Below are 12,529 nucleotides of genomic sequence, written 5' to 3' on the forward strand. Positions count from 1 at the left end.
TGCGCGAGCCAAAACCGAACTTTCGGTCCATCCTAATCTAGGAGCACTGCGGATGACAACACATGTCAAGCCTGCTCATCTCGAGTCGAGCACGCCGGCCAGCACTGAACCAACATCGCAGGCTTCCAAATCGGTCACCCGCATTGGCCGTACCTATCGTTTCGAGTCAGCCCATCACCTCCCGCTCCTGCCGGAGGGGCACAAATGCAAGAACGTTCACGGCCACAACTATCGCGTTGAAGTGATCGTATCTGGCGCTTTGGACGCACGCGGTTTCGTGATGGATTTCGCTGAAATCGACGCCGAGATTTTGCCACTCATAAGAAAGGTCGATCACCGGTTGTTGAACGACGTCGAAGGCCTTGAAAATCCGACCGCTGAGATCATTGCAACTTGGTTTTTGCAGCGCATCACAGGCTGCCAAAGCGTCAGAGTTTATGAGAACGACGACTGTTGGGCTGAGGTCAAGATCGCCTAACTACTCTAGATTATCCAACACTGCTCTTAAGATGCTGGCAGTTCCTTTGCCCACAGCCCAGATCGGCTCACCCTCAGGTAAGGCGTCCTTCACGCAATAGAACGCTTGGTGACTGCTGCTTTTCCAAGCGAACACGAACATGTCCGAGGCTTTCGCTAGATTCGCAAGCCTTGGGGTGCAAACCAAGTCTGAGTTGACTTCAACTCTGCAGCCAGGGAACATTCGTTCGAGCGCATCCTTTGCGCGGCTGCCTGCACTCTCAGAAAGGGTGTAGATGCCAAGCGTCTTGCCCGCGAGATCGGGCGGTCGAGAGGCGACTTCTTGAGTTTCGCTGGAGCGCCGAAGGGCATCAAGCGTTGCTGTCTCGATACCATAATCTTTGGCGAGGAACTCCATCGGCAGTAAATCCTGCGGACGAAGTCTATGGGAGAAACCGCGCGCCTGTGCAAGAATCTGGACAAAGAAGCGGAGCCTCGCCTCGCGTGCGGATGCCGATGGGCTCGGCGCTATCGCCAATGCCTCGCAAATATCAAGGCTCCAAGGGAGATGTGCATACGAGCCGACACGTCGTTGCACATCCTCCAAGTCGCTGATGAGTGACTGATAGTCGGCGTCAGATAGGCCCATTTCGAGAAGCCGGCCGAACAATTGAGCGAGCAAGTCCAGATCTGTGCGACTGAGGACCTCCTCCATGGCGATAAAAAGAAACAAAATGTTGGCGATCGAACGCAAAGCAGGCGTTGGCGTACTTTCCTCAGAAAAGAATGCAGCCATGAGATCCGGCACAGACCGGCGGACCAGCGCGGCCGCATCCCCACTAGCACCGCCTATCAATTCCGCAAACGAGTTCGAGAGCTTTTCGTTTTCGCGAAATGGCGCTATGTCCCAACCGCTCACGGCATCACGGGCCTGGAGTTCAGCCGCCTCCAGATCACGGCCGGCGGCGACGTGTTTCGCCCAGCGCATCCAAGCAATCGGATGTTCATCGGCCGCTGCGGTCTGCGATTTTCTCGAGCGAAGGGCCTCTAGCTTGGCCTGAACGGCAGGAGCGAGATTGCTGACAATGGCTGGAGCAGCGTCGATGACGCCCAGTAATCGGCTCTTTGCCTCTTCAGTATCTATGAAAGAGACACAGAAGAGAAGCCGGCTCACCGATTTTCGACTGAGAGGCAGGGCGAGAAAGAACTCGAAAGCTCGGTCATACTGCGCGTCATCGAATGCCTCCTCAGCATCGGCCTCGCTGATCCCAGTATCCGCAGGTGCCTCTGATGCTGACGACAACGCCTGCGCCCAGACACCTTCTCGCTCGATGTCAGGGAGAAGAGATGAGAGATTGTGGAGGATGTTGATGTCGGATCGGGTTTGCAGGCGCTCGTACAGTAGAAAGGCCTTGATAACCCGCGGCGTCCGGATGCCGCGGCGGGACGCGAACAGTCGCGGATAGCGACAAGCGATGTGCAGTTCGAACGCCTGGAGTACCTGCACCAGCGAGCCACCCGCCTCCACTTCCTCAATATAGGTGCGGTAAAGCGCCTCAATAATATCAGCGAGAACCTGAGGCGGCAAAGCGAGGTCCGACATCGTCGAAACCAGCCAGTGATCACGCGCGATCTGTGGCCAATACCCAAGACCTGCCTTGAGCCGGACATCGAGATAGCGCATATTTTCTTCGTTGAGCCGCCCGGTTCCCCGAAGTTCGGCGATCATCAACTCCGCCCGCGATTCATCCTGTGCAAGCAGAGCACGGTCGAACTCTGCGCGGATGCTGCCGATTGGGCGAACGGTCTGGCTTACCGTCTGCGGGCGCAACTTTAGCGTTTCGTTATAATCGGCGATCCGTGCTGCAATTCTCTCGTTGCTCTCAGGATCGGCCCCGGCAAACCTATAGACCATGCCGCCGGATCGACTTCGCATCGCTTTCGCCATTGCGTCGTTCGATTTGACCGGTACGACATCGAAGGTGCTTAAAAACGTCGGCCCGAGCCAAGCTTTTAGTTCCGCCCCCAATTCGAGGCCACCTTCTGCTGTTTGGGTTGTCGCGTACCAACCAGCAATTCTACCATCACGAATGAAGGGCAGGAGAATCGGCGCGCGCTGATCATGACTTGCGAGTTTTTGAAGCCATGGTCGAATGTGATTGGCAATGGCTACCGCAACAACGCCGGTCCGAAGAGCCTCCCAATCAAGCCCATTCGGTGAGGTGAAAAACGTGCGGAGCCATCCGAGATCGCTTGTAGACAACCCATCGATCATGCGCCGCCCTCGGCATACGATTCAAAGTTCAGCCGCGCTTCAGCTAGTGTCTTCAAACTGGTGTCGTAGATGACCATCTCGTCATTTAGTTCAAGTCCGTTGTAGGTCAAATTCATCGAGCCCGACAACAGACCGCGCTTGAGAAGCACACCCTTCGTATGCAGATGCTGACGGCGCACAATCGTGAGCTTGTCCCTCAGGCCTGCTTCAGCCGCGGCATCGGAGATCGCGGCGATTAGTGCGTCATTATGCTGGTCGAAACTCGTTGCAATGCCTAAACGTGACCCGCGCGCCATCAAGTCCACAGCAATTTCGACAAGTCGGATTTCACGGCTACCCCAATCGGGATTGACTGCGTCAAAGCCCCCGGCGCGATTATCAAACAGCACAACGTTGCTGATCCAGGGACTGACCAGCCATGCCCTATCGCGATGCGGTGCGAGCAATTCGCCGAGAAACATCAGTTGTAACAGCTCGCGGATAAGGTTCTGACTGGTCACCGCACTCTTGAAGATGCGGCGGGTCTCGAAACTCATTGAAGCGCCTCCGCGACATCGAGGTCGACCTGAAGGCTATCCGCCACGCGTCGAACCGCCTGGACGCGCGCGAAGACTGATAGATAGTTGGCCTGAACCGGATTGGTTGCAATGAAGCTCAAGGCGTCAGCGAGAAGGACTGAAGACGCCATGGGGCAAGATAAGGTCACGGCACCGACATCGGCGAGTCGTTCGAGGCATTTTTCTTTCCAATCGACCTCGCTAACATCGATCGAATACAGACCTTCTTCAAAGTAGGATCTTAGCAACAACGGTTCGGGTAATGGGAGGTCTACGTAGGGGGAGTAGAGCCTAAGGCCTGATTGCCGAATCTGCGCTCCGCGAGGCCAAAGCAATCCGTATATGACGCCGAAGCGCCATTGGTCAGGGTTTATGGTCGGTGCATCTATACCTGCAAAGGCGAGCGCGGCATCGATATCACCCCGTCGAGCAAGTCGGTACGCGATGACACGCGCGTCCAGTTCGACGCCCAGGCGTTGCTCCTGCGCATTCCACTGCCGTATGGCTTCAAGAAAGAACGCGTCACTCTCAGAACTCGACCCCGGCCGGAGCACTCTGTTGGCAAGCGCCACGATGAACGCATGAAAAGTCGCAAAGCCTTCCTCAGCGAGAGACTGACGTAGCACGGAGAAGGCGCTGTAGCTTTCGTACGCGCCGTAGGCACTGCGAAAGGCCTGCGCGGCCAACGACACCCCGCCGTCAGTATCATTTTCGACAACAGTCTCCAGGTACCGCTGAAGTTGAAAGTCGCTTAGCGAGAAGTCGTTATCGCGCAGAGCCGCGGTCATCAAGTTGAAGAACCGGCGCGGATCCTCAGCATATTGACGAAGAGCCTCCTCGATGTGCCCGTTGCCTCCCGGCGCCAACTCGGTGATCCACACTTCCGCGCTTGGCTCGCCCGCGAAGACGTCATCCTCCTCCCGAGGCCCCGCGTCGATGTCGACGACCAGAGCATCACCGTCAATCTCTGGGCACAAGCTTAGGACCGCGCTAAAGGCGGCCGCTCCCGCCGTGGCAGTGAAACGCTCGCGGAGCCACGGCTCCCAATCGGCGGTGATCGGAGTCCATAGAATCGCGGCTAGATCAAATAGGCCTGCATGGACCCTTGGGTCGGCAAGAAGGGCTGCAAGATCCTGCCGCAATCGGTCCTGAACATTGGCTTGCGCATTGATGTCGTCGACCACGGCCGACTGAAAGAGTACATCGAGCGTTTGCTGTAAGCTCAGGTCAGCAGTGCCTCCCGCCAGATTAGCCGCAGCCCCTTGCAGGCTGATCGACCTGGCGATTGCCTCGTTGCTCAGTGAGGCCAGCAGCAGGTGCGCCAGCCATTCTCGGGCGAACGGACTGTCCACCATTACGAGGTATTCGCCGCGCAAGGCTTGGTCGTGAAAACGAGCCGTGCGCATTGCTCGGTAGCGAATATCCGATTCGTCACCGAGATCAGACCACATGGCTTGTGGAAAGCGCAGTCTGATGGTCATGGCATCAACCGCCAAGCTAAAGCCCAGTGCAGCCGGAGACTCCCCCATTTCGAAGCTGAATTCTTTTACAAGGGCGGTCCCGTCTTGAAAGTTGATTGTGGCGTCGCTAACGAGCGCCATGCGCCTTAGTTCGACCGGACTGAGGCCCTGGTGCGTATGGAATCGCACGTCCGCAACATGGCGAGCCCAATGGCTGCTCTGCGGCGGCTCAAGCACAAGTCCTGATTGACGTGCGACGATCTGGGTACGCCACCGCAGTCTGGCGTTGGAAGTATCGACAATATTGGGAGGAGGCAACTGCACCGTGATGACCCGCGGCCGGTACACCGGAACACGTCGTGGGCCCGCAAATGATTGAATTAACCAATCGCCGAGTGGATCCGCCTGCACGCAAGAATCGAGCGCAAATTTTTGGGCACGATTCTGATCTGGTTGCGGGCACAGCCAGTGACGTTCGCGTCCATGGCTAAGCCCGAACCGGCGAGACACGCGGCCTGCCGCAAACTCACGCATCGCCTGTGCGATGGGCATTGTAACAGGATCCGGGGGCACACCTCCTGCTCGGGGCAAGACGATCTCGACCTCGGGAAGATTCAATTCGCTAAAGAGATTGGCCGGCACAAACTCGGGAAGCGGTGAATTTCGGATCTGGTAGTCGCCGCCGGCCTGGCCGTTGGCGCGCCACCCGGTCTCGAGCCGACGAAGCGCCGTTGGTAGCACTTGCGTTAGCAGCGGCCGTGGATGTTCCCATAGCAATGATTGCACCTCGTCCGTGCCGAGACGCAACGCGTTAGATATGAAGGTCGCATATCGGTCCTGCTCGGAAGCGTCGATCAGCAAACGCCGCATTATGCTCGCCAGGCGCGCCTGCCGCTCGCGTTGGTTCGGTGCTGACGCCGGCCCGACCAGATTTGTCCAAACACTCCCCCTTGTGCCTGGACCGATCATCTGACTGAGATAGTCAAGCGTTACGTAGACACCTTGGATTCGCTCGACATAGCGATTACCAATCGGAAGCGACCGAACAGGCACTTGGGGATCAAATAGAAGGTCATAGCCTTGGTATGCAATACGGTCGCGACCGTAATCGGAAAGAACCGCGACAGTCCACGGCCGCATGCGCCGCGATCGGCCAGCGCGACCTTTTCGTTGCAGAAACTGAGCGACGTCGACAGGCGCCTTGTGCTGGATGACGCCGCCGACGCGAGGATCGTTGAAGCCGACTTCCAGGGACGCGGTGGCGACGATAATGTCGAGATTGTTGCCCACCCCTGGATCCATCGCCATGACCCGTCCAACGGACTTGCGATCGTTCGACTGAAGGCTATGGCCGATTTCGACTGGCACTTCCCAGTCCTGCCCATGAAGCTTGCGCTGTTGGCTCGACATTGGTCTTCTCAGAACAGCAAGTCCGCCATTGGGGTGGCGCCTCATGTCAACCGCACCAGTGCTCCGCCGGCCTTCTGCGTCGAGCATCGCGAAATACATTCGATTGATGACGTCGATGTTGTCGGCAAACAGGAACAGGCGTTCGCCGAAAATACCCTCGCTCTTAAGCACGTCGGGTGCATCGAGTATACGCGAAAGCAGCATCGCGGCTTGGATCGTGGTCGACAGGAGCGCTGTGCGCGAAACCGGATCGCCGCGCAGCGCGATCAGGTATTCGGCACCTTCGGCGATCATATCGCCAACGCTCGGCGCGACCTCAATGGAGGCATGTTCGTTTAAACCTGTCAGCCGTCCAAAGAAGCGCGCGCCATCGGTAAGCGTCGCTGAAAGGCCAACAAAGCTCACCGGTTTGCCGAGCAGGTGACGCCAACGGCGAAGTAAGAAGGCAACCTGCGCGCCAGAGCCTCCGGAATATGTATGAACTTCGTCGAGGAGCATCATCTCGACCGGTCGTCGGCAAAGGTCGCCCAGCCCAAATAGATGACGAACCCGGTCGTCTCCCATGCGCTGGTTAAGCATCTCCGTCGTCGTGAACAGAATGTCGGGGCTTTCCCGCTCAAGCCTGCTACGCGTCAGGATGATTTCGTCGCTCTCAATTCGCTTTCCGCATTCGAGACAAGATAGCCGCTCGGTTCCCATGCGACGGTCGGCTTCGCCCCAAACCATTTCGCCGTCGCAACCGTCGCGGGGACAACGCAGATACTCACAGACAATACCATCTGCGTGCGACCGCCATCCCTTTGCCTCATGGGCGGTGGCGGCGCTGTAGGGCGTTGGTCCGAAGAATGTACCGATCAGAATTTTGCGAAGTCCGCGCCCGGAGAGAGAGACATCAAGCCGCCTGGCCTGCGCATAAACCTCCGCAAACTGATCCTTCAGCAATTCGTTGCGCGGATAGAGCGCAAGGATTTTGACCCAACGACTAGTCGCCGCGTCTCGCAGGATATGCGAAGCGATGCGAGCGAGCCCAGGCAGATAGAACGCGAGTGTCTTTCCGCTGCCCGTTCCCGCACTCACCAGCGTCGCGATCGAGCGAGAACTTTCGAAACCTCCAAGGATGCGTGCAGCAGCCGCGACCTGAAACCGAGCAAGCGTAAATTTGACCCCGTAGCTCTCAATAAGTGAAGCGATCGCCTGGCGGGCGTAGCCATCGGACGTGACCGCACTGATCGCAGCTAAAGCCTCGAGGGCATTGATCGAGCGTTTTGGATACCGACGGCGGCGCCAGATAAAGCGAAAATCTGCTACCAGCGTGGGTGCGTTTTGCCATCCGATCAACCCACTGTGCTTTGGGAAGAGCTGTCGCAAGCGAAAAAACAGTCGTACAGCCTCTGCCATACGCGAGCGGTATCGCGTGCCGGGCGCCTCACCAATATCGAATAGCAATGCTCGGGCTTTGAGCACGTCGATCACTTGAGAGGCGCGAACCAAGCTCGACCCGTCAGCGTATCGAGGATCGTCGAGCAGGGAATCTATGAGGTCGGCGATTTCCTCAGACGTTAAGAATCCGTCGACCAGCCCCCAGGTGAGGAGGCGCGCCTCTCGCTGTTCTATCTGATCGAGCGCCGCGAGGATGATGGTCTCATCGCTCATCAGCCGCGCCCCTTCGCACTTACGCGATAATTGTCGAAACTATCGTTTTCCTTGAGCCAGTTCACAACTTCAGGGGTGAGCAGCGCAAGCGGTGCTCCGCTGACCGAAAGTACAGCCTCGAGAAACTGCTTTACCGCGGCGGGCACCGCAAAATCAAAGTTTTGCGCAACTGCTTCAAGATCCGCGGCCAATTCTTTGACGCGGTCGATAGCTGCTCGATCAGCAGGCAGTGTTTCGAAAGCTGCCTTAAGCCGATCAAAAAGTCTCTGATACTCGTTGAAAGCGGCGTCGTTCGCCTTTGTCCGGGCAAGACGCGACCTGATGACTGCCGGGGCGTCGCCGGCGAAAACATGCTGACGGTATGCCCGCCAAGCGGCCATGACTGCCGAAGCGAGATCGCGCGATGCGGTATCAATTTCGTCCAGCATCGACCTCCACGCCTGCGCTCTCTTCAGCGTTGAAGCCTTGGGCTGCGCGCGAAATCTCTCAAGGATGCCTCCGGCGCGTTTACGGGCGGCGAGCAACGAAGCCGGCGGCGGCACTGCAATAGCCGCATCGACTAGCCTGACCTGGTTCGTTAAGTGAGTACCCAGCTTCTCAGCTCGTCCAGCGAGATCGCCGCGCAGACCCTCAAGATCACCGGCTTCGGCTACGCTTGAACCCAACTTATCAAGGCGAGCAAGTCGCTCGCGGAGCGCTGTTGCCCGCGCCGGTAGCGTAGTTGTCATTGGGCGGCCTCCGCAGTCTGAACAGAACCGCCGACAATTTCGAGCAGGGTTGTAATTTCACCGCAAAGCGTCTCGGGGTCAGCCTGACTACGATCGGCCTCCTCGCGAGCGACGCTTTTTTCGGCGGCGGCAATGAGCGTGTTGGTGGAAGCGAGAAATTCCATGGTGCGGCCGATAAGCCCGAGATCGAGCGAGCCAAGCGCGTTCAGCAATTTAGGAATTTGCTCGCGATCGGCCTCGTCAACAATTGTGGCGGCCTTGGTAACGAGATCAACGATCGGGCTCGCCTGAAACTCGACGAGGCGCCGTTCGAAATCACGCAAGTTAGTCCGCCAGTCGGACGGGAAGCTTCCTGTCGCGCTGAGCAATCGGATAATTTCCTGAAGGTCCGAAACGAAACCTGTTTTGTCAAACTTTTCGTCGAGGAACTCGTTAATGTGAGTTCGAAAGTCGCGCAACTTTGCAACGATTTGGGTCAATTGTCCCCAAAGCCGAGCCTCACCAAGTGGTCGGATGAAGGCCTTGACTTCATCAGGTAGACGATCGACAGCCTCCGGAACTGCGTCTTCGGCAATGACGTCGAGAAGACGCGCGATATCAACCGCAAAGGCCTTGCCGCCGGAACCCTGGAAGGTTGCGACGCGCTCCAGCAACTCGGATTGAAGGACATCGCGGGCAGACTTTGTACCGATATAGCCGAGTGCCGTGTCACGCATCTTGTCCCAATTGTCTTCGAAGGCTTGCCTTTCCTTTGGCTCCGGCTTTGCAAACAGAGCCGCGAGCGTGGCATCGGCGCCTGAAGGACGAATAGGTGGTGCGAGCCCAGCGATGCGCGATTGAGTAACAAGTGATCGCGCAAGGGCAGCGGCTTCCGCTTTGGCGTCCTCAACGATTAGCGGCGTCATTTGTGCGAGGAGATGATCCACGAGAGCCGCACTTGCGACATAGTCGTCATCAGCTCCTTGATAAGTCCAACGCTTCTCCTTGGCGAACCGGACAGCTCCAAGAATTCCCGCACGAACCGTGCCATTCTCGTCGAGATGATCGTCGCACAGCTTGAGTTGGCGACCGGATTGCGGGTTACCCCGGGCATTGGGAATTGTGATCCAGCTTACCCGCAGATGCGGCTCGCGCATGCGCAGACTGGGCCAGTTCAGCGCGTCCTTCATCATCGCGAAGAGAGCGCTACGAACATCATTAGCCTCCTTCTGCGGGAGTTGTGTACCCACGGCCCAAGCCTCGAGCCTAGTCCGCCATTTCTCCATTTCGGGATCGACGGTTGGGACAACCGGACTTGTCCAATCGTCACGTTCCGTTTCCAAGGGTTTAATCGGATTGGACCCCGGCACCTTGACTCGAGGTGGCTCGGGTACAAACGGAATATTGGCAATTTCGGCCGGTGTTGGCAGTCTGAAAGTCGTAAAGACTGCCGGCGGAATATGACCGATCGCCGCGACGTCTACAGGATTTCCACCCCAGACCGCCAGCAAGGTAGCAAGGCGCCGGCTGGTCTGCTCGGCTTGGTGGCTCTGGCGAATCCAGTTAGCAATGGTGGCATTAGGACGGCAATCTTGGAAGTCCGAGGGCGGAAACTGACCTGCCTCATAGGACTGACGCATCAACAGCGTGTGCCGTAGAATCTCGTTGATGACACGCCGCGGATTGAAGATCAGCCTGGCGCCTTCAGACAAATGTCGCTCTGCGAGTTGTTCTATGGCATTCCTATTGAAAGGAAACAGGGAAACGCCTTTGGCGTCGAAGCCGAATGCGGGGACAGCCTCGCTGCCCTCCTCGCCTAGGTCTTCATCACGCCATACGGGAATCCAATCGGCCATCGATTGTTCGGAGTCGCGTTGCTTGAATAGCCGCCGCAACTCCTGTTCGCCCCAGCGCGCGGCATTCAAGTAAGCGCCGATCATTTCGATCACGCCAGCTTTGATTTGCTCATCGCTCTGCGCGTGACTGCCGATGACCCATTCTCTCTGAGCGCGGGTTAAAATCGTGTCCCGGAAAGCAAGGTAGCCATCCGTGAGAGCGATTGCAGTTCGCATCGTCGCACGCACCTTCTTTCCTTCATATTCACCTTCCTGAATGCAGACTTTAAGAAGAACATCCTGAATGCCTGCGAGCGCTTGAAAATCCTCAATCAGCAACACGAGATCTTTGCCGTCCTCGAACAGGATCTTTCGAACCGCCAGGATGATGTCCTGAAGCGTCATCCCCCCGGTGCTCTGCTCGAGTTGGAACACATTGGCAATCGCTGGGTCCACCGCATCGTTCAGGAGGTCAACGATTGGCTTCAGGCGCTCGGCCGGCGCAATCGCGATTTGCACCTGATAGTATTCTCGAACCTGCCTCGCTGCTTGGTTGAGATCGATCTCCCGTGGCAGCATCAGATCTTCGGCGGCGAATTGAGACAACGTCTCATCGTCGCTCTCGGAGCGACCGCCAATCGCCCGAGCTACAACGCGAGTTAGAACGTTGGTTATGAAATGTTGATCGAGGGCCGCATCGGAGAAGAGACGGGGCAGTTTTTCCGCATGACCGATCAGCGCCTTGAGATGCGTACGGTTCGGGTGTTCCCGAAGTTCGGCGATCATTCGTTCGCGCCGCGCGCTGAGCGCGTTCTCGAGATGCGCGCGGAAAGTGATGACCGCGTCCTTAACGTTGACCTCAGCTACCGCGCGGTTCAGGTCCGCACTCGGTTTGGCATAACGAGGATCGTTGGCAAGCGGTGCTAGGATCAGCTCAACTACGGTACGCAGACTAGCGCTCTTCGGAATCCGGATGATATGCAACTGCCTGCTTTTGGGGGAGCGATGCAACTGGGCGTCAAGCCAGCGGATGATATGCGACTTACCGACACCGGAGGGTCCGGTTATCGGCACTATCAGGGCGCCCCCAGGCACATCATTCGTCAGAAAGGCGTCGAGCAGGTCTTTCTCGGTTGCCGGAGTCGTGAGATTGGTGCCAGCATTGCGTTGGACTAGCGGTGAGGGTTGATGGACCGCTAGCAATACCGAGATGTCTGCGGTCTCAGCCTCATTCTTGATGCAAGCATTGACTGCGGCAGCTTGAGGCCAATAGTTCTTGAGCATCATTTGCCCTTTTTTGCTTGAATCCGGCGGATATGCGTCATGCCGCGCCAGGGCCGCTGATCTACACCTGTCAGCATGATGCCCTCCTCGCTGTCGCTCTTCTTCTCAGCTGCAATGAGACCTTCCCGGTCCAAGCGCTGGATGGCGCGTGAGAATGCAGTCGACAGATGACCCTCGCTCGGGCGCGTCCAGTTCGAGTCCTTTAGTACCTCTTCGATCTTTAACCGGTATGCACCGCCGTCCAATACAGGCAGCGCAGTTGCGGCGCGCTCAACAAAAATAGGCGCTGGCAACGATTCGTCTCGTCCGAATATGCTAGGAAGCATGTCACGGACAGCATCCGTCGGATCGATCGTAACCTGTGCTCCGCCGCGGGCGAAACCCAGATAAAGCATCCAGGTGCGAAGCCCGTTCCAGCGCGTGTCGTTCTGCAGCATGCGCTTGGCGTCATCAGCAACTTGCGTGCTCTCGAGCGTAGCAACCCTTTGGTGAGAACTCGTGTCCAGCGCGTAGACGTCTTGTGCCAAAATCCAGGAAAGGCCACGACTGAAATCCGCGCTCCTATTTTCTTCGGCCTCCCAGAAGCGAGCGTTGTTGTCGGGCGCAAGAGCTATTTCGCGCGCGACTTTTGGAAGCCGCGCCTCTGCGATATCGGCGTTCCTGCCGAGCAACGATCGATACGGTTCACGTAGCGCAATGACGCCGTCGTCGACAGCAAACAGCCCAAGTTCGGTCCACCTCGTTAGCGACTGGCTTAGGTGCTTGGGATCCACCCCATCCAGTTCGGCCCCGCACGCATTGAGGAGCTCGCTTCGAGATTTGGGGCCGAGTCGCACCAGCGCGCGCGTCAGAACAATCAAGACGTTGAACAGTCCGTCGCTCGGCATATTAA

7 protein-coding genes are annotated in these 12,529 nt (G+C 57.5%); 1 reads left to right on the top strand and 6 read right to left on the bottom strand.

The genetic code is table 11. The features are described from left to right. The first annotated feature begins 52 nt into the window (after window positions 1-52). Window positions 53-478: a 6-carboxytetrahydropterin synthase QueD gene (gene queD / locus I3J27_RS34010; RefSeq protein WP_270163224.1), complete on the top strand. Its 426-nt coding sequence runs from the start codon at window positions 53-55 to the stop codon at window positions 476-478. Here the strand turns inward: queD and dpdD are convergent, their stop codons facing one another. From dpdD to dpdG, 6 genes are read right to left on the bottom strand one after another with little or no spacing between them, the layout of a single operon-like run. Next, window positions 479-2,731, bottom strand: coding sequence for a protein DpdD (gene dpdD / locus I3J27_RS34015; RefSeq protein WP_270163225.1), 2,253 nt, complete (start codon window positions 2,729-2,731; stop codon window positions 479-481). It abuts the gene before it with no gap. After that, the gene (gene dpdK / locus I3J27_RS34020; protein WP_270163226.1) at window positions 2,728-3,267 is read right to left on the bottom strand and encodes a phospholipase D-like domain-containing protein DpdK; all 540 of its coding nucleotides are present in this window, start codon (window positions 3,265-3,267) and stop codon (window positions 2,728-2,730) included. Before dpdK ends, dpdD begins: the two co-directional genes overlap by 4 nt. Continuing rightward, complete coding sequence (gene dpdJ / locus I3J27_RS34025; protein WP_270163227.1) at window positions 3,264-7,811, bottom strand: protein DpdJ; 4,548 nt, start codon at window positions 7,809-7,811, stop codon at window positions 3,264-3,266. Before dpdJ ends, dpdK begins: the two co-directional genes overlap by 4 nt. Then, on the bottom strand, window positions 7,811-8,539 hold the full coding sequence (locus tag I3J27_RS34030) for a hypothetical protein (RefSeq protein ID WP_270163228.1): 729 nt from the start codon (window positions 8,537-8,539) through the stop codon (window positions 7,811-7,813). Before I3J27_RS34030 ends, dpdJ begins: the two co-directional genes overlap by 1 nt. Further along, window positions 8,536-11,640: a protein DpdH gene (dpdH, locus tag I3J27_RS34035; RefSeq protein WP_270163229.1), complete on the bottom strand. Its 3,105-nt coding sequence runs from the start codon at window positions 11,638-11,640 to the stop codon at window positions 8,536-8,538. Before dpdH ends, I3J27_RS34030 begins: the two co-directional genes overlap by 4 nt. Then, window positions 11,637-12,524: a protein DpdG gene (dpdG, locus tag I3J27_RS34040; RefSeq protein WP_270163230.1), complete on the bottom strand. Its 888-nt coding sequence runs from the start codon at window positions 12,522-12,524 to the stop codon at window positions 11,637-11,639. Before dpdG ends, dpdH begins: the two co-directional genes overlap by 4 nt. Between the last annotated feature and the right edge of the window lie 5 nt (window positions 12,525-12,529).

Origin of the sequence: Bradyrhizobium xenonodulans, from assembly GCF_027594865.1 — a bacterium.
GTDB lineage: Bacteria > Pseudomonadota > Alphaproteobacteria > Rhizobiales > Xanthobacteraceae > Bradyrhizobium > Bradyrhizobium xenonodulans.